The sequence below is a fragment of the Pseudomonas farris genome (genome assembly GCF_019145235.1).
GTDB lineage: Bacteria > Pseudomonadota > Gammaproteobacteria > Pseudomonadales > Pseudomonadaceae > Aquipseudomonas > Aquipseudomonas farris.
In genome coordinates, this window is record NZ_JAHSTV010000001.1 from 464859 (window position 1) to 491559 (window position 26701).

At 58.7% G+C, this 26701-nt stretch carries 19 protein-coding genes; 10 read left to right on the plus strand and 9 right to left on the minus strand.

Annotation, left to right across the window (positions count from 1 at the left end; translation table 11 throughout):
- The first annotated feature begins 185 nt into the window (after positions 1–185).
- From KVG95_RS02140 to KVG95_RS02165, 6 genes are all read left to right on the plus strand, one after another.
- On the plus strand, positions 186–932 hold the full coding sequence (locus tag KVG95_RS02140; RefSeq protein ID WP_217854343.1) for an amino acid ABC transporter permease: 747 nt from the start codon (positions 186–188) through the stop codon (positions 930–932).
- Positions 932–1603, plus strand: coding sequence for an amino acid ABC transporter permease (locus KVG95_RS02145; RefSeq protein WP_095051339.1), 672 nt, complete (start codon positions 932–934; stop codon positions 1601–1603). The genes KVG95_RS02140 and KVG95_RS02145 overlap by 1 nt, the downstream gene beginning before the upstream one ends.
- Entirely contained in the window at positions 1600–2334 is a 735-nt protein-coding gene (locus tag KVG95_RS02150) for an amino acid ABC transporter ATP-binding protein (protein WP_217854344.1), read from the plus strand. Before KVG95_RS02145 ends, KVG95_RS02150 begins: the two co-directional genes overlap by 4 nt.
- A gap of 239 nt (positions 2335–2573) precedes the next feature.
- Complete coding sequence (aauS, locus tag KVG95_RS02155; protein ID WP_048395546.1) at positions 2574–4475, plus strand: two-component sensor histidine kinase AauS; 1902 nt, start codon at positions 2574–2576, stop codon at positions 4473–4475.
- On the plus strand, positions 4472–5800 hold the full coding sequence (gene aauR / locus KVG95_RS02160) for a two-component response regulator AauR (RefSeq protein WP_217854345.1): 1329 nt from the start codon (positions 4472–4474) through the stop codon (positions 5798–5800). The genes aauS and aauR overlap by 4 nt, the downstream gene beginning before the upstream one ends.
- An 8-nt stretch (positions 5801–5808) precedes the next feature.
- A complete protein-coding gene (locus KVG95_RS02165; protein ID WP_195840131.1) occupies positions 5809–6138 on the plus strand; it encodes a GlpM family protein in 330 nt (109 codons plus the stop codon).
- Between the two features lie 109 nt (positions 6139–6247).
- Here KVG95_RS02165 and KVG95_RS02170 read toward each other — a convergent pair whose 3' ends face one another.
- The 3 genes from KVG95_RS02170 to KVG95_RS02180 all read right to left on the minus strand — a co-directional run bounded on the left by KVG95_RS02170 (position 6248) and on the right by KVG95_RS02180 (position 8609).
- The gene (locus KVG95_RS02170) at positions 6248–7156 is read right to left on the minus strand and encodes a hypothetical protein (protein ID WP_217854346.1); all 909 of its coding nucleotides are present in this window, start codon (positions 7154–7156) and stop codon (positions 6248–6250) included.
- Positions 7153–7848, minus strand: a complete 696-nt coding sequence (locus tag KVG95_RS02175) for a hypothetical protein (RefSeq protein ID WP_217854347.1) — start codon at positions 7846–7848, stop codon at positions 7153–7155. Before KVG95_RS02175 ends, KVG95_RS02170 begins: the two co-directional genes overlap by 4 nt.
- A 95-nt stretch (positions 7849–7943) precedes the next feature.
- Positions 7944–8609, minus strand: a complete 666-nt coding sequence (locus tag KVG95_RS02180) for a DsbA family oxidoreductase (RefSeq protein WP_217854348.1) — start codon at positions 8607–8609, stop codon at positions 7944–7946.
- Positions 8610–8835: 226 nt separating this feature from the next.
- Between KVG95_RS02180 and KVG95_RS02185 the strand changes: the two genes are divergently transcribed.
- Positions 8836–9180: a DUF6124 family protein gene (locus KVG95_RS02185; RefSeq protein ID WP_217854473.1), complete on the plus strand. Its 345-nt coding sequence runs from the start codon at positions 8836–8838 to the stop codon at positions 9178–9180.
- 151 nt (positions 9181–9331) lie between these two features.
- On the opposite strand, the gene KVG95_RS02190 is transcribed toward KVG95_RS02185, so the two are convergent.
- Positions 9332–10366, minus strand: coding sequence for an alpha/beta fold hydrolase (locus tag KVG95_RS02190; RefSeq protein WP_217854349.1), 1035 nt, complete (start codon positions 10364–10366; stop codon positions 9332–9334).
- 286 nt (positions 10367–10652) lie between these two features.
- On the opposite strand from KVG95_RS02190, the gene KVG95_RS02195 reads away from it, so the two are divergent.
- Together KVG95_RS02195 and KVG95_RS02200 are read left to right on the plus strand one after the other, a co-directional pair.
- The gene (locus KVG95_RS02195) at positions 10653–16229 is read left to right on the plus strand and encodes a dermonecrotic toxin domain-containing protein (protein ID WP_217854350.1); all 5577 of its coding nucleotides are present in this window, start codon (positions 10653–10655) and stop codon (positions 16227–16229) included.
- A gap of 240 nt (positions 16230–16469) precedes the next feature.
- On the plus strand, positions 16470–19814 hold the full coding sequence (locus KVG95_RS02200) for a hypothetical protein (protein WP_217854351.1): 3345 nt from the start codon (positions 16470–16472) through the stop codon (positions 19812–19814).
- Between the two features lie 82 nt (positions 19815–19896).
- On the opposite strand, the gene metE is transcribed toward KVG95_RS02200, so the two are convergent.
- Positions 19897–22209 carry a 5-methyltetrahydropteroyltriglutamate--homocysteine S-methyltransferase gene (gene metE / locus KVG95_RS02205; RefSeq protein WP_217854352.1) on the minus strand — a complete coding sequence of 771 codons (2313 nt, stop codon included), beginning with the start codon at positions 22207–22209 and terminating at the stop codon, positions 19897–19899.
- A gap of 120 nt (positions 22210–22329) precedes the next feature.
- On the opposite strand from metE, the gene metR reads away from it, so the two are divergent.
- Entirely contained in the window at positions 22330–23247 is a 918-nt protein-coding gene (gene metR, locus KVG95_RS02210; protein WP_052966183.1) for a transcriptional regulator MetR, read from the plus strand.
- A gap of 221 nt (positions 23248–23468) precedes the next feature.
- Here the strand turns inward: metR and KVG95_RS02215 are convergent, their stop codons facing one another.
- From KVG95_RS02215 to nosR, 4 genes are all read right to left on the minus strand, one after another.
- Entirely contained in the window at positions 23469–23966 is a 498-nt protein-coding gene (locus KVG95_RS02215) for a GNAT family N-acetyltransferase (protein ID WP_217854353.1), read from the minus strand.
- Positions 23967–23968: 2 nt separating this feature from the next.
- The gene (locus KVG95_RS02220; RefSeq protein ID WP_008012224.1) at positions 23969–24607 is read right to left on the minus strand and encodes a LysE family translocator; all 639 of its coding nucleotides are present in this window, start codon (positions 24605–24607) and stop codon (positions 23969–23971) included.
- Positions 24608–24630: 23 nt separating this feature from the next.
- Positions 24631–25065, minus strand: a complete 435-nt coding sequence (locus KVG95_RS02225) for an NUDIX hydrolase (protein WP_217854354.1) — start codon at positions 25063–25065, stop codon at positions 24631–24633.
- Between the two features lie 206 nt (positions 25066–25271).
- Positions 25272–26630 carry a response regulator c-di-GMP phosphodiesterase, NosR family gene (nosR, locus tag KVG95_RS02230; protein WP_217854355.1) on the minus strand — a complete coding sequence of 453 codons (1359 nt, stop codon included), beginning with the start codon at positions 26628–26630 and terminating at the stop codon, positions 25272–25274.
- Positions 26631–26701: the final 71 nt, after the last annotated feature.

Below are 26701 nucleotides of genomic sequence, written 5' to 3' on the forward strand. Positions count from 1 at the left end.
CTAACCTTATTTCCTGAGAGGGCCTGCGCCCTTTCAGGGATTTGTCACTCCCTGCTGGCATTTTTGGAAACACTCGAACCGGTGGTTGTCGAGCCGCTCGTGTGTGCCTGACGTCATGGTCGGGCGGGAACGGAGATTCCCCAGGCGGGCATTTGTAAATCGAACGAATCCGAGGGGAGACCCTAATGAATTACAACTGGGACTGGGGCGTGTTCTTCAAGTCCACCGGCGTGGGCAGCGAGATTTATTTCGACTGGTACCTCTCCGGTTTGGGCTGGACCATTGCCATCGCCGTCGCAGCCTGGATCATCGCGCTGCTACTGGGCTCGATTCTGGGCGTCATGCGCACGGTGCCTAACCGCATCGTATCGGGCATCGCGACCTGCTACGTCGAACTCTTCCGTAACGTGCCGCTGCTGGTTCAGCTGTTCATCTGGTACTTCCTGGTACCCGACCTGCTGCCTGCGGACATCCAGGAGTGGTACAAGCAAGATCTCAACCCGACCACCTCGGCCTTCCTCAGCGTCGTCGTGTGCCTGGGCCTGTTCACCACCGCTCGGGTTTGCGAACAAGTGCGCACCGGTATCCAGGCGCTGCCTCGCGGCCAGGAATCCGCTGCCCGTGCCATGGGTTTCAAGCTGCCACAGATCTACTGGAATGTGCTGCTGCCCCAGGCTTACCGCATCATCATTCCGCCGCTTACCTCGGAATTCCTGAACGTATTCAAGAACTCCTCCGTGGCCTCGCTGATCGGCCTGATGGAGCTGCTCGCGCAGACCAAACAGACCGCCGAGTTCTCCGCCAACCTGTTCGAAGCTTTCACCCTGGCCACGTTGATCTACTTCACGCTGAACATGGGCCTGATGCTGGTGATGCGCGCGGTCGAGAAGAAAGTCGCCGTACCGGGCCTGATCTCCGTAGGGGGTAAATGATGGAATTCGACTTCACGGGCATCATTCCGTCCCTGCCGGGTTTGTGGAACGGCATGGTCATGACCCTCAAACTGATGGCTCTGGGCGTCGTCGGCGGGATCATCCTCGGCACGATCCTGGCACTGATGCGCCTGTCCCACAGCAAACTGCTGTCGAACATCGCCGGCGCCTACGTTAACTACTTCCGTTCGATTCCATTGCTGCTGGTCATCACCTGGTTCTACCTGGCGGTGCCGTTCGTACTACGCTGGATCACCGGCGAAGATACTCCGATCGGCGCGTTCGCCTCGTGCATCGTAGCCTTCATGATGTTCGAAGCGGCGTACTTCTGCGAAATCGTCCGGGCCGGCGTGCAGTCGATTCCCAAGGGCCAGATGGCTGCTGCCCAGGCCATGGGCATGACTTACAGCCAGATGATGCGTTTGATCATCCTGCCGCAAGCGTTCCGCAAGATGACCCCGCTGTTGCTGCAACAGAGCATCATCCTGTTTCAGGACACCTCGCTGGTTTACGCGGTGGGTCTGGTGGACTTCCTCAATGCCTCGCGCGCCAGTGGCGACATCATCGGCCGCTCCAATGAGTTCCTGATCTTCGCCGGTTTCACATACTTCATCATCAGCTTTGCCGCCTCGCAGCTGGTCAAGCGTCTGCAAAAAAGGTTTGCCGTATGATCTCTATCAAGAATGTCAACAAGTGGTATGGCGACTTCCAGGTACTGACTGACTGCAGCACCGAGGTCAAAAAAGGCGAAGTGATCGTGGTGTGCGGGCCATCCGGTTCCGGCAAATCCACCCTGATCAAATGCGTCAACGCGCTGGAACCGTTCCAGAAAGGCGACGTGATCGTCGATGGCACGTCCATCGCCGACCCGAAAACCAACCTGCCGAAACTGCGTTCGCGCGTCGGCATGGTGTTCCAGCATTTCGAACTGTTCCCGCACCTGAGCATCATGGATAACCTGACCATCGCGCAAATCAAGGTGCTGGGCCGCAGCAAGGAAGAAGCCAGCAAAAAAGCCCTGCAATTGCTTGAGCGCGTCGGCCTCACCGCCCACGCCAAAAAGCACCCGGGCCAGCTTTCTGGTGGTCAGCAACAGCGTGTGGCGATTGCCCGTGCGCTGGCGATGGACCCGATCGTCATGCTGTTCGACGAACCGACCTCGGCGCTGGACCCGGAAATGGTCAACGAAGTACTCGACGTGATGGTGCAACTGGCCCACGAAGGCATGACCATGATGTGCGTGACCCACGAAATGGGCTTCGCCCGAAAGGTAGCGGACCGGGTGATTTTCATGGACCAGGGCAAGATCATCGAAGACTGCAAGAAAGAAGAGTTCTTCGGCGACATCAACGCCCGTGCCGAGCGTACACAGCACTTCCTCGCGAAAATTTTGCAGCACTAAGCATCGGACGCCGCTCCCCCTGTGGGAGCGGGCTTGTGTGGTGAGGGGGCTTGTCGGAACGCCGCATCGCCCCGTTAGGTCGCGAAGCGGCCCCGGCATTTCGAAGTCAAACCGCATGCAACGGGTTTACGACTGCTTCGCAGCCGAACGGGGGCAAGCCCCCTCGCCACAGAGCCAACTCCCACAAGGATCTGTGGGTATATGGATATTTGTGTTGTGGTTGACCCAAGGCATCTGTGATGAAATGCGACTCCACTCTCTATCGCGCCGCGCCGCCATCACTCGCCGTGAAACCCCGTTTGATTCGCCATCTGTTCCTGCCGCCGCTGGTCATCGCCCTGATGATCGGATTGGGTTACATCGGCTTCTGGGTCAGTGAACACTACGGAATTCGCGGCCTCAGCGAGAATGGCCAGCGTCAGCTGGAACTGCACGCCCGCGCCGTCGAGAGCGAGATCAGCAAGTACACCTACCTGCCCAGCCTGCTGGAACTCGAATCCAGTGTTTCCAAGCTGCTGGCCGACACGTCACCGGAACACCGGCAGACGGTCAACGAATACCTTGAAGGCCTGAACCGGCGCAGCCGCAGTCGGGCCATTTATGTGATGGACACCACCGGTCGCGTACTGGCCACCAGCAACTGGCGCGATGTCGACAGTTATCTGGGTGAAGACCTGTCCTTCCGCGCCTATTTCCAGAATGCCGTGCGCGGTCAGCCGGGGCGTTTCTACGGCATCGGCAGCACCAGCGGCGAACCCGGCTATTACCTGGCGCATGGTCTGGAAGAGCACGGCAAGATCATCGGCGTCGCCGTGGTCAAGGTTCGCCTCGAAGCCATGGAAGAACGCTGGCAGCGTGCGCGCCTGGAAGCCTTCGTCAGCGACGAGAACGGCATCATCATTCTCTCCAGCGATCCGGCGCGGCGGCTTAAATCGGTTGTGCCATTGAGCGAGGAAACCAAGGAAAAACTGGCCCGTAGCCTGCAGTACTACTGGTTTCCACTGAACGAACTGCAACCGCTGGCGCGGGAGAAACTGGCCGAAGGCGAGGAAAAACTGACCTTCCCCGCCAACAGCGAATTGATGTCCGATGAAGAGAACATCAGCTACCTCTCGCAAACCCGGCCGCTGAGCGACACACCATGGAATTTCACCCTCCTCACCCCCCTGCAGGATTTGCGGCGTGAAGCGATCAATCAGGGGATTCTGGTGGCGGTGGCGTTTGCCCTGGTGGCGTTTCTGCTGATCGCCTGGAACGAACGGCGCAAGGTGATCGCCACCCGCCTCGCTGCGCGGGAAGCCTTGCAGGAAGCCAACAATCAACTGGAGCGTCGGATTACCGAACGCACCACTGACCTGCGCGCCAGTAACGAACGGCTCAAGGGTCAGATCCGCGAACGGCGGCAGGCGGAAGAGACGTTGCGCCGTGCCCAGGATGAACTGGTCCAGGCCGGTAAACTGGCGGCCATCGGTCAGATGTCCACCAGCATCGCTCACGAATTGAACCAGCCGCTGGCAGCCTTGCGGACCTTGTCCGGCAATACCGTGCGCTTTTTGGAACGCGGTCAGCTGGATGTGGCCAGCACCAACCTCAAGACCATCAATGAGCTGATCGACCGCATGGGCCGGATCACCGCGAGCCTGCGCTCCTTCGCCCGGCGCGGTGATGACAAGGGCCAGGCCAGCTTTGGCAAAGCCGTAGACGCCGCCCTGCAATTGCTGGGCAGTCGGATGGAAAGCGCGCACCTGCAATTGCACCGCGACTTCAAAGACGTGCAGGTGCAGATCGACCAGACCCGGCTGGAGCAGATTCTGGTCAACCTGATCGGCAACGCGCTCGACGCCATGCAGTCGCAGCCTCAACCGGCATTGTGGCTCGAAGGCGAGGAATTCGACGGCAAGTATCGTCTGCGGGTGCGCGACAACGGTCACGGCATCGATGCCGAAGCGCGCAAGCATCTGTTCGAACCGTTCTTCACCACCAAACCCGGCGAACAAGGCCTGGGCCTCGGCCTGACGCTTTCAGCCAGCCTGGCCGCCGCCACCGGCGGGCATCTGGGTGTCGAACACCCGGCCAGCGGTGGTACCACCTTCGTCCTCAGTTTACCGTTGGTAAGCCCCACTCCCGCCGAGCCAATATGAACAACGACCTTAGTGTGCTGATCGTCGAAGACGACCCCCATGTCCTGCTCGGTTGCCAACAGGCGCTGACCCTGGAAGACATTCCCTGCGTGGGCGTCGGCAGCGCCGAAGAAGCGCTGGAGCGAGTCGGCGACAACTTCGCCGGCATCGTCATCAGCGACATCCGCCTGCCGGGCATCGATGGCCTGGAACTGCTGACCCGGCTCAAGGCCCGTGATCGCAGCCTGCCAGTGGTGCTGATTACCGGTCACGGCGACATCTCCATGGCTGTCGGCGCGATGCAGAAAGGCGCCTACGATTTCATGGAGAAACCCTTCTCCCCGGAACGTCTGGTGGACGTAGCCCGCCGCGCGCTGGAGCAACGCAGCCTGGCGCGGGAAGTGTCGTCGTTACGTCGACAACTGTTCGAGCGGGATTCGCTCGAAGGCCGGATCATCGGACGCTCGCCGGCCATGCAAAACCTGCGGGAATTGATCGCCAACGTCGCTGATACCTCGGCCAACGTGCTGATCGAAGGCGAGACCGGTACCGGTAAAGAACTGGTTGCGCGCTGCCTGCACGACTTCAGCCGTCGGCACACCAAACAGTTCGTCGCGCTGAACTGCGGTGGCCTGCCGGAGAACCTGTTCGAAAGTGAAATCTTCGGCCACGAGGCCAACGCCTTCACCGGGGCCGGCAAGCGGCGGATCGGCAAGATCGAACACGCCGACGGCGGCACGCTGTTCCTCGATGAAGTGGAAAGCATGCCGCTACCGTTGCAGATCAAACTGCTGCGGGTGTTGCAGGAACGCACCCTCGAACGCCTAGGCTCGAACCAGAGCGTGGCGGTGGATTGCCGGGTGATCGCCGCGACCAAGTCCGATCTGGATCAATCGAGCAAGGCCGGCGAGTTTCGCAGCGATCTGTATTACCGCCTGAACGTGGTGACCCTGGAGCTGCCGCCGCTGCGCGAACGCCGCGAAGACATCCTGCAATTGTTCGAACACTTTTTGCAGCAGTCATCCCTGCGCTTCGACCGTGCGGTGCCGGAACTGGATAACCAGACCCTGTCGACCCTGATGAGCCACGACTGGCCGGGCAACGTGCGCGAACTGCGTAACGTCGCCGAGCGTTTCGCATTGGGCCTGCCGGCCTTCAAAAAATCCGGTACCAATGGCAGCAATCAGGGCCTGGCCTTCGCCGAAGCGGTGGAAGCCTTCGAGCGCAACTTGCTCAGCGACGCCTTGCAGCGCAGCGGCGGCAACCTGACCCAGGCCAGCCAGGAACTGGGGATGGCCAAGACCACGCTGTTCGACAAAGTGAAGAAATACGGGCTGAGTCACTGATGGACCTGATTTTCAAAGCAACCCTGGGCGCGGCAGTGGTTGTGATTCTGGCCATGCTGGCCAAGACCAAAAACTATTACATCGCAGGCCTGGTGCCGCTGTTTCCGACCTTTGCGCTGATCGCCCATTACATCGTCGGCAAGGGGCGTTCGCTGGATGATCTGAAGACCACTATCGTGTTTGGCATGTGGTCGATCATTCCGTACTTCGTCTATCTGGCGACCCTGTATGTGATGGTCGACCGGATGCGGCTGGAGGCTTCGTTGGCGGTGGCTGCGGTGGCATGGTTGATGGCGGCGACGGTGTTGGTGACGGTGTGGATGCGCTTTCAATCCTGAACACAATTCCCTGTGGGAGCGAGCCTGCTCGCGATGACGGTGTGTCAGGTCACATCAATACTGACTGTGCCGCCATCATCGCGAGCAGGCTCGCTCCCACAGGGTCGCATTACTGCCCGTAAACCTTCTGCAACTGCGCTTGTGTCAACGCATCCTCAAACGGCACCGGCACCGATTTCACCGCCCCGTAGAGGTTGCGATAACGCCAATAGTTACCGTTGTTGGCCAGTTGATAACCACGCTCGACCACTCGCTGGCCATCAAGGATATAGCGCAAGGTTTCCTGGGCGGCCGCTGGCGGTGTCGGCTGCATCAGGTCGGTGGACAGAACGCGCATCGACTCGTCGACACACTCGTCGAGCACGGCCGTGACCTTTGCCAAATCGAGGCCGCCGTCATCGATGCACTGCTTGCCACAGCGCCGAATCGGCTGGCTGACGACTTCGATCCGCATGCGATACAGCGCCGAACCGGCAATGTCCTGGACTTGCACCTGATTGACCAGCACGAAACTGCCGCGATCGGGGGTAAGCATCAGTTTGGGTTCAATCACCAAGCGCGCGGTGACCTGCCCTTCTCCTTGCTTGAACCCGGCCACTTGCGAAGCCTGTTGATAGCGCTTTTGCAGACGCTCCTGCAACGCAACGCCAGCGAGCAAGTCGGCCATCGGTCGCGCCTCGTTGAGCGCGGTTTTTTCCGCATCGCGCTGCAAGCTGCCGCTGCCCATCTGGGTGTTGATCAGGCTGGCGACCAGCAAACCGGCAAGCCCGGCAGTGTTGCCCGAGCTCGCCACCAGATTATGACTCGACGATGCAGCCTTCAAGGCCGCTTGGGAGTCAATCACGGTGCTCGCACCCACAAAGGATTGCGGCAACTGCACATCGACCTTAAGCCCGTGGGTCTGGACATAAGGCAAGGCACTCTGGTCCTTGAAACCGGCCTCAGGGGCCGGTTTTTGCGCACACCCCGGCAGCATCAGCAGGGCCAGCGCACCAGCCACTATAGGCAGACGCTTCATTGCGCGAACGGGGTGATCATTTGCTGACGGCTATTGTCCACAGCCTGATAGAACGCGTTAGACAGGTTGGTGTAGGTCGGCTCGTCCCACTCGCCCTGGGCGGCTTGTGTCGCGACAAAGGGTTTGAACCATAGCAGTTTGTTGTCTGCCAGATCGATCACCATGCCCTGCCCGCCCACCTGCGCCATCGGCACGCTGGTCGGCACGATGCTGTAGTAGCTGCGGGTAGCGCCGGTGGCGTAGACATTCACCAGCAGCAGACGATCGACGCCGTAGGTGGCCTTGACCGGCGTCATGTCACGGGTCATGTAGCCTTCGCGGAAACTGGTTTCCTTATAAACCTTCAGGTCGACCGGCTCGTTGATCCGCTTGGCTTTGTAACCCTTGGCCTGCAGCTTGGCGACAAGGACATCCGGCAAGGTGTTGAGGTCACCCACTTGCCATTTTTCGACGCTGTCACTGAGATTGTTGTTAACGCCCTTGTTGATGGCGTAATCGAGAAGCCCCTGATTGCCGGTCAACGCCAGCACCGGTTCCGGCACCACAGTCATCGCCACGCCGATAGTCGGCTCTTTGGTATCCCAGAATTGGTGGTCCAGCGGTACTGGAGGTTGCACGTGAGCACAGCCAGTGAGGGTCAGGCAGGCGAGCAACATCAGTGCTGCCCAGGTGCGTAGAGCGTGAAGATTCATGGATCAAGTCCCTATGATTATTAGTGATGCTGCCTATGTCGGCAGCATCGGCAAAAACCATAGTGGCACATTGATATATTTTCGACCAGCAATCGCTAGTTGACCGTACCGCCCTTGGCTTCACTCATGATCTGGCGAATCGCACCGACAAACGTCTCCACCGGCTGCCCGCCACTGACGGCGTACTGCCCGTTGAACACCACCGTCGGCACTGAACTCACGCCGCGCGTTAGCCACAACTGTTCTTCCTCGCGAACCTCTTTGGCGAATTCATCGGACGCCAGGATCGCCTCGGCTCGCTGCCGATTCAGCCCCACGCTTTCGGCGATCTGCGCCAATTGCCCGTGATCGGACGGATTACCGCCCTCGGTGAAATACGCCTTGAACAGTGCGTCTTTCAGGTTGAACTGCAACCCTTTCAGCCCCGCCCAATGCAGCAAGCGATGAGCATCGAAAGTGTTGTAGATACGGCTGTTGCCGTCCGTGCGAAAGGCAAACCCGACCTCGGCGCCACGCGCGCGGATCATTTCGCGATTCTTCTGCGATTGCTCAGGCGTCGAGCCGTATTTTTCGCTGATGTGTTCGGTGATGTTCTGGCCTTCGGGGCCCATCTTCGGGTTCAGTTCGAACGGCTGGAAACGGATCTCGGCCTGCACTTCGTCGCCGAGCATATCCAGGGCACGGGTCAGGCCGTACAGGCCGACGACGCACCAGGGGCAGGACACGTCGCTGACGAAATCTATTTTCAAGGGGGTACTCATCACACACCTCGCAGGCTTGGGTCGCGCCGGAAAGTTTGAACGATACACCTGACAGTCCGAAGTGGCAGCCATTCCACTATTCCACCTGTGGGAGCGGGCTTGCTCGCGAAGGCGTCGTGTCAGTCGATATCTGCTTTGACTGAAGCACCGCATTCGCGAGCAAGCCCGCTCCCACAGGTTTTGGGGTGTTTGGGAGGGCGTGTTTAGTTCCGTTTAGCGTTACTTCCTGAAAGCTACAGCGCCTTGCGACGACGTTTCCCCGTACGAAACCCCAAGCTCCAAAAAGCTCAACGAAGCCGCCGACCGCGCCCTCGATTACTACCTCAAACCGGTCATTCCCAAAGACACCCCACGCAAACCCAGCACCCTTTACTCCGTCGCCCCCGAAGCCGATAACGAAACCCTGCTGGTCAGCGCCTGCGAATCGCTGGCGGCGGCGAGCGTGATGTTGAGTGATTTCGCGGGGCTGCTGAATGGCTCGCAGCGCAACACCGTGCTTGGCATTCAGAACTCGGTCATGCTGGGTGAACTGGCGGTGAACCGGATGCTTGATAACTTCGTTCCAACGTAATTGGCGACCTACTGACCAATGAGGTTCCACTGACACAGAAGATCAAATGTGGGAGCGGGCTTGCTCGCGAAGGCGGTGTGTCAGTCGACATCTGCTTTGACTGATACACCGCCTTCGCGAGCAAGCCCGCTCCCACAGTTTGGATCTGGGGTTACAGAAGATTGCGTTCGGCCACTGGATCGATCTGTGCCCAATGCGAAGTATCCTCGCGATGGGCCTGCAAATACGGCAACACTGCCGCCAACAACGGCGCCTTGAACGCCTCTTGAAAACGATGAGCCAGACCCGGAATCAACTTCAACTGACTGCCGCGAATGTGCGCCGCCAAGTGCACGCCATGCATCACCGGCAACAACGGATCGGCGGTACCGTGCACCACCAGCGTCGGCACCCTCAGTTGGTTGAGCAGCGCCACGCGGCTCCGTTCGGCGAGGATTGCCATGATCTGGCGCTTCACGCCCTCCGGGTTGAACGCCCGGTCATAGGATTGCGCCGCTTGCTGCAACAATGCCTGCCGGTCATCGCTCACCGTCGGGCTGCCCAGCGCCGCGAGCAAATCGGCCTGTTGCTCCAGCGCCACTTCGCGATTCGGTGCACCGCGTCGCGCGAGTAACTGCACCAGCGCCGCACTCGGTGCCGGCAAACCTTCGGCACCCGAGCTGGTCATCAACAACGTCAGGCTCTCGATACGCTGCGGTGCCATCGCCGCCATATGTTGGGCGATCATCCCGCCCATGCTGGCGCCCAGTACGTGGAATTGCTTGACGTGCAAGGCATCCATCAGTCCAAAGGCATCATCGGCCATGTCGGTCAGGGTGTACGGCGCCGATACCGGCAAACCGAGTTTGTAGCGCAGCACTTCGAACGTCAGGTTGGCGTCGACAGGCGTCTGCCGCCAAGTCGAGAGGCCTACATCGCGATTGTCATAGCGGATCACCCGAAACCCCTGCTGACACAGCGCAATCACCACCTCGTCCGGCCAGTGAATCAATTGCCCGCCCAGGCCCATCACCAACAACAATGCCGGGTCTGAGGCACGGCCAATGCTCTGGTACGCCAGGCTCACCTGTTCCAGATCGACCCGCTCGGTCGGAACATTGACATCGCACCGCGAAGCCGCCAGGGACGACAGGCTGAACAATAAAGCGGCCAGAAAAGTGGCCGCCGATAAAAATAAAGCACGCATGAAAAACACCGAAACGCAGAACTCCAGTAGAGCGCGAGTCTGATGAAGTTTGTTCAAGCGCGCTGCCACAGTTACGTGACAGTTTGATGAAGATTGCCGAGCGGTACGGCCGAGCGCGTTCGACCGTCGGTCATCGCTATAAAAATGGGGCGTAGCGTGGACGTAACCAGGCGGTTGATAAACGCACAACCCTATAACTATGTACCACCTGCCCCCCTCACAACTGACCTCTAATGGCCCCGATGCCGGAACACCCGGCCCTCTTGCCCTTTGGAGACCAGTCGCCATGTCCGACGCCACCAAGCCCATACAGGCCGATTTCGGCTTTTCCCACCTGCTTACACCCAGCCCCGATCAGAACCTGTTACTGACAGCTTCGGAACGCTGGCGCGACTGTCACCGACAATGGCTCGAACTCATGGAGCAAAGCCCGCAGGCACGCGCCTCGATTACGCGTTTGCTCAAAGACCATTGGGATCTGGATGGCAACCGGGTCGGTCTGGGCTTCTTCGCCGCCGGCAACCGGCCGGAACATTTTGTCAGCCTGACCCACGCCTGCGCCTTTGTGCTGCAACAGCCTGCGATCGAGGTTTCACTCGACGCACGTTGCGCGGTGACCGGTCTTGCACGGGAACACCGCCTCTTCGGCAAGCCCCCTTCCGAATTGCTCGAACAGCTGAAAAACCTGAACCCGGAGCGCCTGCTCAATCATGACTGGGAACGTTGGTGGAATGGCCGGGCGCCCGGGACGGCGGTATCGCGCAGAGCGCTGGCCATCCAGCTGTATCGCCAGCACTTCGAAGCCTCCAGCCAAGTGGCCCATGCCCAGCGCACTTTGACGGCCGAACAGATGAAGTCCCTGCTGACGCTGATCGATGCCCCCAGCGACAGTACGCTTGTCGACGCCCCTCCCATGACGATCAAGCAACTGGCGCTCAGGTTCGCTGACAGTCGCCGTGTCGAGTTGCCCGGGGTTCTGCTCATCAGCACCGAACCACCGGCCGCGCAATTGCTGTACTTGCCAGAGCAGCAACCGGCATGGAGGCACTTTCGGCACCGTCATGAGGTGGAAAACTGGCTGACCACACACCCGCACAATACTGTCGGAATGCCTCCGCTCGACGGCATCAGTCTCGAATACACCCGCATCGTAACCACACCGCTGGCAGTCGCCGCCGAGCAGCTGATTGCACGTGTATCGGTCGACTGGATGAACAGTATTCGTCAGGGCAACGGCAGTGATATCGCCGAGCACGGCGCCACCGCGCTGGACGCCGCTGACCGACTGGATCGGCAACGCCGGCAAGAAGCTGTTTTTGCCGAGCCTGCCGAATTGCCGGCGGATATCATCAGCGAGGAAGAGACCGGCGACAGCGTTCCGCAGTTCGGCTTGCTCACCCCCGACATTGCGCTGGACACCCGCCAGAGTGCCTTGGCGTATCACTGCGCAGCGCTCGAAACCCTGCTTGGCAAAGACTTCGCGGGTGGTCTGAATGACTCGCGCCTGCAGAACCTGAAAAAACACCTCGACGCCCTGGCGGCAGCAGAACAAGCCAGCCAAACCGCCGCCTCCGCATTGCTGGACACCCGCAACGCGCTGAAGATGCTGGAACTGCGCCATGCATCGAATCCGCATTACACCGCGCTGTATCAGGCACGGCTAGCGGGGTTGCGCAGCGAGGCAGAGATTCAACTGACCCTGAACCAGCTCAGCCCTGAAGAACACCGCTGGGTTCAAGCGCTTCTCGATGCTCCCACTGCGCCGCGCAATGCAGATGTCGCGGTGGCGCGGCTGACTTTGTCGACCACTGAAGGCGACGGCGGCACTCAAAGCGAGGAGCTGGACGGCGTGCTGTTGATCACGCCCCCATCCGTGCTGCGCGGTGTCGCGCGCCACAGTTTGTTGCTGTACTGGCCCGGCCGGTTCGGTGGCTTGCAGCGTTTCGCCTCTCGGCGAGCACTGGAACAAGCACTGTTCAAACTGAGCGCCAACGACGATGTATTGGCCTTGCACCTGAGCGAGTTGAGCGGCGACCCGTTCGAATATGCCCTGCAAAATCAGCTTTACCGCTGTGTACAGCAGGCGACACGACTGATTGCCGACACCCCCGTACCGGCCAAAACCCAGCAACGTACCGTGGCGCTGGAAAAACTGCGCGAACACACCCTCCCCCGTCTGACAGTGCCGATGCCCGCCGCGCGGGAACTGGCCTTCGCGCAACTCCTCGAGCAAAACCACAGTAGCGTCCTGGCTAAAGCACTGCCGCAGTGGCTCGGCACGCTGTCCGATGCTCGGCGCTCGCAGTTCAAGCATCTGTTCAAGACGTACATTGCGGCGATGAAACGCTCCCATGAATTACTCGAGCGGGATCTGCCGCCCCGGGATGATTTCAGCAAAAAACGCATCGACGCTCGCCTGCGTAAGGACTTCGCCCTCAAGCAAAACTTTGAGGTGATGCTGGATCTGCCCGATTCAACCACCTGGCAGAAGGTCGTAACCGATGGCGCCGCGCCGGGAACGCCGCAAAAAAATGTGCTGATAGCCAGTAAAAACCGCAGCAAGCTGTCCCTCGCCGATCTGGCCCAAACCAATATCGATCAGGAATTATGGTGGCGACTGTCGCTCATGCAGGTCGAGATTTCTACGGATGACGAGGCAGAACGCCAGAAGCTGAAAACCGGCATCACACAACCCTATCTGCGCAAACTGATCACCGAGATGGATCTGGCCGGACATTACGAGACACAGATCCGCCACGCTTTTCTGGGCGCCCCCACCGCTTCGGCCTTCGACCTTGAATATCGCCGTGAAAGCCTGACCGAGCCATGGCGCCAGATGCTGAAACTGCAAGGCGAGTTTGCCCTGTTGCAACAACAGATCGACGCCCATGGACGGCAAGTGCTGAATATCGCGATTGACGCCCATACCTCACAAGCCTTTGCTGCCCAAAGCACGCGTATCGTGCTGCTGCCAGCCCATCTGACAGTGGGCGGTGAAGACACGCCGCATCAGGGCCCGAGCACTTTGTCTGGGGTCACCTTCATCGAGGAACAGGTCAGTGGCCTGACGCTGCTCTACCTGCCGGACAGCCCGGACGGTATCCACCTGCGCCAATACGACACCCTTGAGCAGGCACGCCAAAGCCTGTTCAACCTGTGCCTGCACAACAGCATGGTCAACTATTTGGCCGGGCGTGCCTTGCAAGGCGACTTCGCCCTTCACGTCAGTCGGATCAATGAGGCATTGCTGCGAAACTTCAATGCGCTGATCGGCGTCGGCATGGCGTGGCCGGCCACCACGTCGCTGGCGGCGCATCTGCTCAATGTGCATATGGGGCGTTTACTGGAAGCCCATCGAAGTACCTCACGCTCCAATGACGCCTTGTACCTGGAGCATTGCGCACTGAAGTCCGGCGCGATGTTCAACTATCTGAAAATGGCCCTGGGCATGGTGCCATTCGTCGGCTCGGCCATTGCCTTGTATGACGCTTGGGGCAGCGCCAATCTGGCGGTCGCTGCTTTCTTGCGTGGCGATGTCGGTCATGGTCTGGCCGAAGTGGAGGCGGTGTTGTTGTCGTTGATCGACGCTGCCATGGATGTGCTTCCGGGTGCCAACGCGGCTCCGGGTGCTGCCCGTGCAATAACGCGCCATCGTCAGTTACGCACAGTGGCCAGAAAGGCCGGTGCCTTGCAGATGCCCTCGCGTCAACAGGCCCGTCGCGTCCGTGATTACTTCTACGGCTACGAATACGAACACGAAATTTCTCTGGCTGATCTGCGACCTGCTACACACGGCATCTATCGCAATGTCTATCGGCATGCCGAGGGCGACTTCATGATCAGCCAGGGGCGTATCTACCGGATCGAGCTGAGCGATGCTCCTCGTGGCTGGCGCTTGCACGGCACTCGGGCCCGCGCCTATAAACAGCCGATCGCCCTTGATGAGACCGGCAACTGGAACACCCACTATGCGGTGTACGGCACATTGATGGAGGGCGGTGGCGTGGGCGGCGGTGCGGTGCTCGGGCATCTGGCCGACGGCATGGATCCGCTCTGGCCAGCGGTCATCAGGCGTTGGCTGCCCCGCTGGTGGGCTGATCGGACTGCGCGTCGTCTGGGGACATTGAAACACACCATCGACGCGAGTACCCGGCAGCTCACGACGCAGTCCAAAAAAACTAAAATCGACCTCATGGAATACTATGAAGCCGGCACGGAACAACGCATAAAACTGCAACCTTCCGTCGACGCTGCCTGTGCCAAAGACATCGAAATCGCCCAGAACCAATACGCCGATCTGGAAGAACTGCGCAGTTTTGGCGAGCGACGACAAGCCCGGGAGATTGCGGAGGTTAAAAACAAATGCGCCTTTTTAGTGGTTGATCGCACCCTGTGCCGGATCGACCTGGCCAATCAGCGACTACAAGGCTGCCTCGACCGGATCGATGAATTCAATGAACTTTCCAACACCACACCCGCGAGCGATATCCGCAAACACCTGGACTTGATGACGCAACGCACGGCGGTCCGTAAAGCTTTTCTTCAGGACCTGGAATACGCTTACACCGCGACCGAACAGGCCAACCTGTGGAATGGTCGAATCACCCTTAAAAACCAAAAACTGGAAATGGCCGATGATCTGGCGAAGGTAAACAAGGCGTTCAGCGGGACAAGCTACCGTTACCTGAAAGCAGCACACAGCCTCGAAATCATTACCCGATACGACGCCGTCCACGACCAGTCCTGGTTGTATTTTCATGTGCAGTTGAAAAACGCCAGGATCAAAGTGGATCGTGCCATGGTCACCCAGAACAACCTTCCGACCGTGCACGCCAACGTGACACAACGCCACAGAGTGCTGAAAGACTGTCTGGAGACTTACTCCAAATTCCGCCGCGACCTGAATGCCTGGGTACTGGGCTATCCGCAACACCTGGATAAGGAGCAAGTCACCCGGTTTCTGGATAACCTGGCGAATCTCGAGACATCTGCTCAAAAAGTCTTGGGTAACCGCGCCTCCACCTCACCGAATGAAGTCGCATCCGGTAAAAAGTTTTTTGAGACCGAAGACAACCAGTTACTGATCGGCGTCGAAAAAACCGATGCGGTGACTCAGCAGAAGCGGTTCACCATCGAGGGGGTCGATGGACACACGGAAACCTGGCTGCCGCGCTCAAGCGGCAAATATCACCTCAGCGAGCAATCTGTCGCCGTACAACGTCCGCAGCAGACAGATGTTCGGCCGTTACTGGCGGAGTCCCGAACACGGCTTGCTGCCATAGAAAACTACCAGAGCAAGGTCAAAGGATATGCCGATCAGGGCATGCTGCCGGTCGACCTTGAGCACATGATGAACAGCGAAGCTGACGAACTCATCATGCGGGCGCGGGACATCGAAGGACTGTCACCCACCGATCCGATCATCGTGCAATTGAAGGAGAAGGCGCGGGATCTTGCGCGTGCGGGACGCACCCTGCGCATCGAACAGTCCATGAACAGCAAAACCCCCACCGAGGGTTATCTGGACTACCTGCTGGAGCAACGGGTGGTGGACATTCGCAAGGAAGGCGCATTGCGCGATATCGGCAAGCGCCCGGACGGTCGACGGGATTTTCTGCAGGAGTATGAAGTTCGCGATTTGACCCGACAGCCGCCGCAACCGCTGTGGTATGCGCACTTTCATTACACCTCGGCGAAATCACCGTTCAACGAGTTCGTCAAAGGTCATCTGAAATTGCCTGAACAACGCAACCTGGGCCTGCAATGGCAACAGGCTCAAGCCAACAGCGGCGCTCAGGTGGAGTCAATCTGGCGGGGCGACATCGGCAAACCGCTGGCGCTCAAACATTTTCCACAGCTGTGAAGAACGACAACGGAGCGCCCGAAGCGCTCCGTTGCCAGCCAATAACTGGAGATGTCAGGCCAGCTGACTGCGATGAGGATTACCGAGTGGTCAGACATGACCTCAAGCCAGCCGCTGGTCAGAAAACCGTTTGCACCTGTTATTTCTGACAGTAGCACCTTTATGGTTTTTCCCGCTCAATGGGTCTGACGCGCAGTTACCGCACCGGTTCGCGCGCCCTCACGTGAATCGGAGAACGCCATGACTGCCTTTTTCATTTACCCCCCAGAGCAACTCGCGGTCCTGAAGCAAGAAAGCCCGCAACACCGGGTCGACTTGTTTGCCGAGGTCAGGTCGGGTGGCCTGTTCACGGAGAATGGAATACTCAGACTATTCCCCATTCTGATTCCCGGCTGGCATGTGGTTGACTATCCTGCGGCATCGCACGGGATCAATGCCGACAAGACCGCAAATCCTGGGCCGGGATGGTGGGCACTGATCCCTTCCTATTTATTGATGGAGGAAGGCGACACAATTAACCTGTACATGGGTAAGCGACTGGAACCCGGTCAGCTTCCAGACCCGGCAGATCAAGGCACATTGATCAAGACTACGATCGTCCCGCAAAACCACAACAACGAAGATATCTTCAGTTTCATTCATGAACGCTTTATCGAAAGACCGGGTATCCATCTGATGTGGTACACCATCGAGCGCACCAGTGGGAATCTGGAACGTTCGGATGAGATAACCGTGTGGTTCAAGACGACTTACCCGGACAGCCTTGATCCGACCGGAAAATCCGATGAACGCGTTACTTTGCGGGCGCCAGTGTTTCCGGCCATTATCGATGAGGCGATGGTAGAGGCTGGTGTTGATGTCGTTATTCCCGCTTGGCTAATCATGACCGTCGGTGACGTTATTACCCTCTGGTTTGGCAATCAAATCATCGAATACATCCTCAAGAGTGAAGAGGTCGGTCGGGACATCGTGATATTTGTGGCGTCTGCCATCCTCAAGTTGATCGGTCCCGCTGACCCGTTGTTGGCGAAATACCAGATCCGTGACCAAGTACACAACAGCAGCCTTACGTCCAAAACAGGTGAAGGAAAACTGGTTCCGGATGTCACCTACCTTGAAGCACCTTCAGTTCCTGGCTCAGTCAACAATGTGATCAAAATCGACGATCTCAATGGCGAACCCATGAAAGTTGAAGTCTTCGTGGAGCGTGCCGACGCCATCGCTGGAGACAAGGTGGTATTGACCCTTTACGACTCCACCACCGGACTCACTCAGTCCTATGGTCCGATGGATTACCAAAGAGGCATCGTCACGTTCGAGGTGCCTTACGAAACAGTGAAGGCTCTGGCGATAATCAAACTCGACTACGAACGCATAAGAGTATCGGCGGGCATAGAGGAACGAACCCCGTCCTACTCCTGTTTTCTGGAGCTGATCGGCGAAAAGTACCGCGCTCCCGCCCCCACTGCCCCGCAAGCTCACGGAGCAGTCTTATCGTCAGACTTGCCAGAAACCGTTGTCTACGCCGGGCCGGGAATTGAAGGTTTGGTGGTCGGTGACAAGGTGAGACTGACCTGCTTGAGTACAAGCGCCGGCGGCACCACTCGCCTGCAAACCTACGAACGGTTTGTCACCTCGTCAATGGAGATTCCAGGGGTAGGGATCGTGGTGCCATTCGATTGGGAAACCACACATCTTGATACCTTTCAGAACGGTTCGGCCAAGCTGTCCTATACGGTCACCGGCATCGGACATGCCACAGTCCTGGAATCCTACGTCAGTTGGCTGCGCATCGCTCAAGTGACACATACCCTGGGCGTCGTCGATGTCGGCAAGGATGAAAACGGGGTACTCGATCCGAAAGACACTCCCTACGGCACTCCGGCCATTTGCCCGGCGACGGCCCACACGCGGATTGGCCATGAAGCGGAGATCCAGGTCCGAAGAGACGACGGCACCCTCGTATTTATGGACTCATTGTCGGTTACCGCAGACAACGTCGGCAAAGACCTTGAATTTCGGTTCTCGCTGGAACTCATCAAGTCACTGTTCAATCTAGTGATCCGTGTGTACTGGTTTATCAAACGCCCCGGGGAACTGCCGCTGACAGCACCCGAACTGGTGTTGCGAATCGGATCCAAGGCGTTGGTACTGCCGCCACCCAAGCTAGTGCAGGCTTCGCCTGGCAATATCATCAACCCGCAGAACACTCAGAAAAATGCCACGGTTGAAGTCAGCTATACCGGAATGGACCCCAGCCATCGCGTCACCCTCTTCGTCATAGGGCGCGAGGGTTTTGGCAGCCCAATCCTTGCGACACTTCAAGGAAGCGCCAGTGGATTGTTGTTCTTCACGCTGCTTCTTACCGCAATACCCGCCAATATGCGGACATTCATGTCCTTTCGGTATGTCGTGACTCAGGAAGGGATACATGACCAAAGCTCCCCGGTCACCAAGTATGAAGTCACCTCCATTCCCGCTCCCGAAATCAACTACCCGCGCATGAGCATTGCCGAGGCACCGGATCACAAGGTGCTCAATCTCAACAAGTTCACAGGTGACGCTCACTGGACGCTGATCCCTTGGCTGTTCATTGCCGTTGGGACCCTAATGCGCGTAGCCCTGAGCGGCCAGAAACAGGACGGCAGCGAGTACGTGATCATGCTGTTCGACGGCGTCATCAACGCCAATCATGTCAACGCTGGACTAAGCGGTGTCATCGACCGGGCGCAACTCAAACAGTACAAGGACGGTACGCAAGTGTTCGGTTTGTCGGTGGCCAACTTCAGCGACAGGGGTGGTGCCGATACGTTCTTCCCCATGCGGGAACTGACGATCAAAACCGAAATGCCGGCCAAGCCGGTGATAACCCAACTGATCGATGAAGCCCCCCCTATTCTTGGTCAGGTCGTCAACGGCGGCAGCACCGACGATACAAGGCCGCGGTTAATTGGCACAGGTACGCCGGGCAGCAAAGTCATCCTGAAAAAGAACAGCGTTACTCTGGTCACCCTCACAGTTGACCCCAACGGTATCTGGAATGAGAAAGTGAATCTGGGCTTGGGCAAACACACGCTGACCGCCACAGTCGAAGGCAGCAATCCGGCAGAGGTCTCCGCCCCGTGGGTGGTGACAGTGATTCAGGACTATGTTCACTTCACCGGTTTTGAGCATGATACCAACGGATGGGCCATAGGCGAGGCGGGCCGACTATCCGGGCGGGTCCTCCAAAATATGTACGTGGTCAATACTACGCACCCAGGCAATCACGCCGGTGAGTTGCTGTTAAAACACCATCCTTTGATCAAAGGCGCGAGATATCACTTTTCCTGTTACGTGTATAACTTTGCGATCAACAGTTACGACACAGATCCGAAGCTACGCTTACGAGTGGACGCCAACCTGGATATTGGTCCTATTCCAGTGCCTAAGAGAACATGGAAGCTGATAGAGGGTAGCTTTGTCGCCGTCACAAGTGGCATGACGATCTTCAGAATCTTCAACCTTGAAAATCAGAACATCGGCAACGATTTCTACCTCGACCATCTGCAAGTCAAACAGATCGGCAACGGTACACAGGCATGAACCATTCGGGCTCACAAGAGTTATGCCGCACAAAACAAAACCGCCTCTGATGCCAGAGGCGGTTTGTTTGCCAGTTCTCCAATCAAGCCCGTTGACTGCGCAACTGCCGCGCCGCCGCCACCATGTTGACCAACGCCGCCTCAGTCTCCGGCCAGGCACGGGTCTTCAACCCGCAATCGGGATTGACCCACAACCGCTCGGCCGGAATTCGCTTCACCGCTTTGCTCATCAACTTCACCATCTCGGCGGTGTCTGGCACCCGTGGCGAGTGGATGTCATAGACGCCCGGGCCGATGTCGTTCGGGTAGTCAAACGCCTCGAAGGCTTCCAGCAGTTCCATGTCCGAGCGCGAGGTTTCGATGGTGATCACGTCGGCATCCATGGCGGCGATGGACTGGATCACGTCGTTGAATTCGCTGTAGCACATGTGGGTGTGGATCTGGGTTTCGTCGCGCACGCCCGATGCACTCAGACGGAAGGCTTCCACCGCCCAGTCGAGGTATTCCTGCCATTGCGCCCGGCGTAGCGGCAGCCCTTCACGGAACGCGGCTTCGTCGATCTGGACGATTTTGATGCCGGCGTTTTCCAGGTCCACCACTTCATCGCGCAAGGCCAGGGCCAGTTGCTGCGCCTGAATTTTGCGCGAGACGTCTTCGCGCGGGAACGACCACATCAGCATGGTCACGGGACCGGTGAGCATGCCTTTCATGACCTTGTCGGTCAGGCTCTGGGCATAGGAGATCCAGTCGACCGTCATCGGCTTCGGACGGCTCAGGTCGCCATAAATTATCGCCGGTTTGACGCAGCGCGAACCGTAGCTCTGGACCCAGCCGAATCGGGTGAACAAGTAGCCGTCCAGTTGTTCGGCGAAGTACTCGACCATGTCGTTGCGCTCGGCTTCACCGTGTACCAATACGTCCAGGCCCAGGCGTTCCTGGATTTGCACGGCGTGGCGGATTTCGCTGTGCATGGCATCGGTGTAATCGTTGGCCGACAGCTTGCCTTGCTTGAAGGCCTGGCGCGCCAGACGGATCGAACCCGTCTGCGGAAACGAGCCAATGGTGGTGGTCGGGAACGCCGGCAGTTTCAACCGTGCCTGTTGTTGTTCGATGCGTTTGGCAAACGGCGAGTGACGTTGGCTGTCCGCTGCGCCGATGGCGTTGATTCGGGCTTGAACATCCTCTTTGTGGATACGCGAAGATTGGGCGCGACTGGCCGCAATGGCGCGGCTTTCGGCCAGGGCGGTTTGTACTTTGGGCGCTTGCGGGTCGTTGAGGGCATCACGCAGCACGGCGATTTCACCGCACTTCTGCACGGCAAACGCCAGCCAGCTTTTCAGTTCCGGATCGAGTTTGTCTTCACGATCCAGGTCCACCGGGCTGTGCAGCAGCGAGCAGGAACTGCTGACCCACAAGTTATCGCCAAAACGCTCCTGAGCCGGCTGCAGTTGCGCGAGGACTTGCTCCAGCTCGCAGCGCCAGACGTTGCGGCCGTTAACCAGACCTACCGAGAGAATCTTGTAGGTCGGCAGGCGATCCAGCACTTGGCCAAGTTGATCCGGCGCGCGCACCGCGTCGATGTGCAAGCCTTGCACTGGCAGGCTGACAGCCAGGCCAAGGTTGTCTTCCAGGCCACTGAAGTAGGTCGCCACGAGTTTTTTCAGCGGCGAGTATTGGAGGATGTGATAAGCGCGCTCGAAGGCATTTTTCCAGGCCTGTGGCAGGTCGAGGGTCAGGATCGGTTCGTCGATCTGCACCCACTCCACGCCTTGGGCAGCAAGGCGACCGAGGATTTCGCCATAGATCGGCAGCAGGCGCTCCAGCAGGTCGAGTTTGTCGAAGCCATCACCCTTCGCCTTGCCCAGCCACAGGTAAGTCAACGGGCCGATGATCACCGGTTTGACGTTGTGGCCAAGGGCCTTGGCTTCTTCGACTTCGTCGAACAGCTGTTCCCAGCTCAGTTTGAACTGTTGATCAGCGCTGAACTCCGGGACCAGGTAGTGGTAGTTGGTGTCGAACCACTTGGTCAGTTCTTGAGCATATTGCGCCTTGCCATGATCACCGCCGCAGCAAGCCGCGCTAGCGCCACGGGCCATGGCGAACAAGGTGTCGAGTGTCGGCAGGCCACGGGAATCCTTGGCACTGTCGAAACGCTCGGGGATGACACCGAAGGTCAGGGAGTGAGTCAGCACCTGGTCGTACCAGGCGAAGTCGCCCACGGGCAGCAGGTCGATGCCAGCGTCTTTTTGCAATTGCCAGTGGGTGGCACGCAATTGATGGCCGACGCTTTTCAATGCGTCCTGATCGAGGTCACCCTTCCAGTAGGATTCGAGGGCTTTTTTCAGTTCGCGGTCGGCGCCGATGCGCGGAAAACCGAGTGTGTGGGCCAAGGCCATGGTAAGAGTTCTCTCTATAAAGGACGCTATAAAACATGGTGCTATTGTCGACAGCCCACCCAGCATGAGACAAACTCAACCTTTTCGTGTTGATCACAAGTTTTCCTCATGGAGCCCCCGGTGCTTGAAATCCGTCACCTGAAAACCCTGCACGCCCTGCGCGACGCCGATAGCCTGGTGGATGCGGCCGACCGCTTGCACCTGACCCAGTCGGCACTGTCCCACCAGTTCAAGGAGCTGGAAGAGCGAATGGGCATGCAGCTGTTCGTGCGCAAGACCAAACCGGTGCGTTTCACCAGTGCCGGCTTGCGCCTGCTGCAACTGGCCGACGCCACCCTGCCATTGCTGCGCGGCGCCGAGCGTGACATTGCGCGGCTGGCCGGCGGCACTGCGGGGCGTTTACACATGGCGATCGAGTGCCACAGTTGCTTTCAGTGGCTGATGCCGACCATCGACCAGTTCCGCGATGCCTGGCCGGAAGTCGAGCTGGACCTGGCCTCGGGCTTCTCCTTCGCCCCGCTGCCGGCGCTGGCCCGGGGCGACCTGGACCTGGTGGTGACCTCCGACCCGCTGGAACTGGTCGGGATCACTTACGTGCCGTTGTTCACCTACGAAGCCATGCTTGCAGTGGCTAATCAGCATCGTTTGGCGAGCAAACCGTACATCGTGCCCGAAGATTTGCTCACGGAAACCTTGATCACCTACCCGGTGGAGCGTGATCGGCTGGACATCTTCACCCGCTTCCTCGAACCGGCTGACATCGAACCAGCCCAGGTCCGCACCTCGGAACTGACGGTGATGATGATGCAACTGGTGGCCAGCGGTCGCGGTGTCTGCGGCATGCCTCATTGGGCGCTGCATGAATACAGCTCACGGGGTTATGTGAAGGCTAAACGGCTGGGGGAAAAAGGCTTGTTCGCGACGCTCTACGCAGGGATTCGCGCCGACATGCTTGATGCTCCATACATGCGCGACTTTTTGCTGACGGCCAAGGACACGTCGTTTTCGACGCTGGATGGGGTTAGTGCTGTTCGCTGAAACCCTGTCGATTCTGATCAAAGTTGAAGGGTGATTGTTCAGGCCTCATCGCGGGCAAGCCCGCTCCCACAAATATCTACTTTGACCAGAAAATTTGTGAACGACATCGATTACTGTGGGAGCGGGCTTGCCCGCGAAAGCGGTGTGTCAGCCGACATCAATGCTCGATTTGAAACCGTCTTCGCGGGCAAGCCTCGCTCCTACAAGGGATCGGGGTGGTTTTAGAGTTCGCGCCACATATGGATCTTGTCGAAATAGTCTTCGCCGACCCGCACTGCTAGCGGCTCAAGCCCGAACTGCACGAAGCCGCAACGCTGATACAGCTTGAAGGCGGCTTCATTACCGGCGGTGACGGTCAACTGGATCAGCCTCAGGCCCTGATGGGTCTGCGCTTCAGCCAACGCGGCCTGAACCAATCGATAGCCGAGTCCTCGCTGGCGAACCGCACCCGAAACGTACATGCCAAACAGCGTCGCCTTGTGCCTGGCCTTTTCCCGAGGTTCGAACGCCAGGCCGACGATGCCCGCCAACTTGCCCTCCTCGAACGCACCAAGTACCCGGTCCAGCTTGCTGGTCAGGCGCGATTCCCACCAACTCAGCGGCATCACCGCGCGCTCGCGCACGCTGGAAGTAAACGCCTGAGGATGCAAGTCATAGGCCTCAAGCATCAGCGCCCGATAATCCAGGGCATGACTGGCATCAAGCCGTTGAATCCACATCTTCAGGCCGCTCGCCGTTGCTCAAGCATCAAGCGCACCGCCAACCCGGACAGCACGAAGCCCATGAAGTAACGTTGCATCGCCAGCCAGTTCGGGTTGTTGACGAACCAAGACGCGATGCCCGCGGCAAACAGCGCGATCAGCAGGTTGACGCTGAAGCTCACGCTGATCTGGGTCAGGCCGAGGATGATGCTCTGGGTAAACACCGAACCGTGCTCAGGGGTAATGAACTGCGGAAACACCGACAGGTAAAACACCGCGATCTTCGGGTTCAGCGCGCTGGTGAGAAAGCCCATGGTGATCAACTTGCGCGACGAATCCGCCGGCAACTGCTGCGCCTCGAACGGCGAGCGCGCACCGGGCTTGACCGCCTGCCAGGCCAGCCACAGCAAGTACAGCGCGCCGGCCCACTTCAACACTTCATAAGCCATCGGCACTGCCACGAACACCGCGGTCAAACCCGCGGCGGCCGCGAACAGGTGCACTAAAAACCCCGCGACCACGCCGAGCAACGAAGTCACCCCGGCCTTGCGGCCCTGGCAGATTGAACGAGAGATCAGGTAGATCATGTTTGGCCCGGGCGTGAGCACCATCAACAGCGCCGCGGCGGCGAAAATCAGCAAGTCTTGAAGCGGGATCATGGGCATCCTCCGTCCTTGGACGATCAGGCAGTTTCGATCAGTGAGGCTCGATAAAACGGCAAGATCAGGTCCCGTGTCAATGGCGCCAGCGTGACATCGCCGTCGGTGGCCGGATCGATCCAGCGCACCTCTTCGATCTCCGCCGCTGGGGAAACGTGCGAATCGATGATCAGTTGATAGAGTTCGGCCTGTACGACATAACCCGGCTCATTGGCGGCCGGTGCCGAGAATTGCCCCAGGTAGGCAGCGTGCGCCGGATCGATGACCAACCCCAGTTCCTCTTCCAGCTCACGGGCGAGGGCATGGACCGGTTGCTCATGGGCCTCGATCTTGCCCCCCGGCTGCATGAACGCCTGGGTGCCGCGCTTGCGCACCAGCAGGGTGCGACCGTCGGGGCCGATCAGCAGGGCAGCGGCAATGCGGATGAGGCGGGGCGAAGCAGCGGATGAATGCGTCATGAATCAGGATTGGCCTTGGGTAAAAGCAGCAAGGATCACATGCATGCCGGTTCTTCGTCACGCCGAAAAAGCATTTGCCTAGCGCCAAACTGTGGGAGCGGGCTTGCTCGCGAAAGCGGTGTATCAGCCAACATTAATGTTGAATATAAAACCGTCTTCGCGAGCAAGCCCGCTCCCACATTGGATCTGTGCAAAGGCCAGGAAGCTCAACTCGTCTCGAGAAGCGCGCCCTCCACCTCCTCCGGTACTTTCACGAAAATGCTGTACTTGGCACTTTCCATCGCCTCGAAAGCGATCAACTTCTCCACCAGCGGCCCATTCAACACCTTGCCGGCATTGAGCAGCAGCATGCCATTGTCGGCATTGAGATTGCGCGCCAGGATCATGCCCGCCACCAGATCCCGGGTGGTCAGTACCTTGACCGTCGGATCGGCCAGCGTCACGTCGCTCAGATAAGCCGCGCAGACCTGAATGAAATCCTCCACCAGTTCCGGGTCGTAGAGGCGACCGGCGTACTGGCGGATATACACCAGGGCTTCATCGCTGTTCATCTGTCGTTCAAGGATCAACCCGCGCTGCAACTCGATGAAATCCACCGCCAGTTTCAGCAACCGCGAACCGAACGGAATCGCTGCGCCCTTGAGCCGATCAGGAAAACCGCTGCCGTCCCAACGCTCCTGGTGATGCAGGATCAGCCGAGCGGCATCCTTCATGGGGTCGAGCGTCATCAGCAGCGACTCACTCTGCTTTGGATAACCCCGATAGCGCTCGCGGTCATTGTGATGCAGCAAATCCGAAGGCGTGCTCATCATGCTGTCGGTCCAGCTCAATTTACCGATGTTGTAGAGCGCCGCTGCCATGGTCAGGTCACGACTGGTGCCTTCGTCCAGGCCATGGAGTTTGCAGTACACCCGCACCAGTTCGATGATCTGCCGGTTGGTCTGTTTGGCGGGCGGCAGGCGCAGGTTGGCCAGCAACGAAAACACTTCGGTGCCAGTGACATAGCTGCGTTTGAGTTCTTCATAGGCCAGGTCCAGCATGTCGGCGGTCTGTTGCAGCTCGCTGGTGCGGGCCGCGACGTGTTTTTCCAGTGTGGCGTTAAGCTGCTTCAGTTTCTCGTTCTGATCCCACGCCTCCTGCACCAGACGCAAGCGTTCACGCTCGGAATGCTGATAGGCAAGTGATTGTCGCAGGGTCAGCAGCATTTCCTCATCGTGCCAGGGTTTGCTGATGTAACGATGAATCTGCCCTTCATTGATGGCTTTGATAATGGCCGACGGATCGGCATAACCGGTCAGCATGATCCGGGTAGTGTCGGGGTAATGCTGATGGATGTACGCCAGCAGTGTAGCGCCGTCCATATTGGGCATCCGCGCGTCACTCATCACCAGATCGATCGGCTGCTGCGCCATGATCTCCAGAGCCTGGGCACCGCTGGTGGCCAGCAGCACCTCGTAGGGTTGGCCGCGCAACAGGCGGCGCAGGCTGTTGAGAATCGACTCCTCATCGTCGACCAGCAATAACTTGGGTTTATAGGTCATAGTCGTGGGGAGTTGCTCTTCCATGGCATTACCTCAAGAAATCGTGTGTCTTTAATGTCGCGCGCGGGGCGAACGTCCTGACGTTCCCGAGCCTG

Bases quoted from the DNA above. Each gene is read 5' to 3' on its own strand.
- KVG95_RS02140 (WP_217854343.1), top strand. From the start codon at position 186: ATGAATTACAACTGGGACTGGGGCGTGTTCTTCAAGTCCACCGGCGTG.
- KVG95_RS02145 (WP_095051339.1), top strand. From the start codon at position 932: ATGGAATTCGACTTCACGGGCATCATTCCGTCCCTGCCGGGTTTGTGG.
- KVG95_RS02150 (WP_217854344.1), top strand. From the start codon at position 1,600: ATGATCTCTATCAAGAATGTCAACAAGTGGTATGGCGACTTCCAGGTA.
- aauS (WP_048395546.1), top strand. From the start codon at position 2,574: ATGAAATGCGACTCCACTCTCTATCGCGCCGCGCCGCCATCACTCGCC.
- aauR (WP_217854345.1), top strand. From the start codon at position 4,472: ATGAACAACGACCTTAGTGTGCTGATCGTCGAAGACGACCCCCATGTC.
- KVG95_RS02170 (WP_217854346.1), bottom strand. From the start codon at position 7,156: ATGAAGCGTCTGCCTATAGTGGCTGGTGCGCTGGCCCTGCTGATGCTG.
- KVG95_RS02175 (WP_217854347.1), bottom strand. From the start codon at position 7,848: ATGAATCTTCACGCTCTACGCACCTGGGCAGCACTGATGTTGCTCGCC.
- KVG95_RS02180 (WP_217854348.1), bottom strand. From the start codon at position 8,609: ATGAGTACCCCCTTGAAAATAGATTTCGTCAGCGACGTGTCCTGCCCC.
- KVG95_RS02190 (WP_217854349.1), bottom strand. From the start codon at position 10,366: ATGCGTGCTTTATTTTTATCGGCGGCCACTTTTCTGGCCGCTTTATTG.
- KVG95_RS02195 (WP_217854350.1), top strand. From the start codon at position 10,653: ATGTCCGACGCCACCAAGCCCATACAGGCCGATTTCGGCTTTTCCCAC.
- KVG95_RS02200 (WP_217854351.1), top strand. From the start codon at position 16,470: ATGACTGCCTTTTTCATTTACCCCCCAGAGCAACTCGCGGTCCTGAAG.
- metE (WP_217854352.1), bottom strand. From the start codon at position 22,209: ATGGCCTTGGCCCACACACTCGGTTTTCCGCGCATCGGCGCCGACCGC.
- KVG95_RS02215 (WP_217854353.1), bottom strand. From the start codon at position 23,966: ATGTGGATTCAACGGCTTGATGCCAGTCATGCCCTGGATTATCGGGCG.
- KVG95_RS02220 (WP_008012224.1), bottom strand. From the start codon at position 24,607: ATGATCCCGCTTCAAGACTTGCTGATTTTCGCCGCCGCGGCGCTGTTG.
- KVG95_RS02225 (WP_217854354.1), bottom strand. From the start codon at position 25,065: ATGACGCATTCATCCGCTGCTTCGCCCCGCCTCATCCGCATTGCCGCT.
- nosR (WP_217854355.1), bottom strand. From the start codon at position 26,630: ATGGAAGAGCAACTCCCCACGACTATGACCTATAAACCCAAGTTATTG.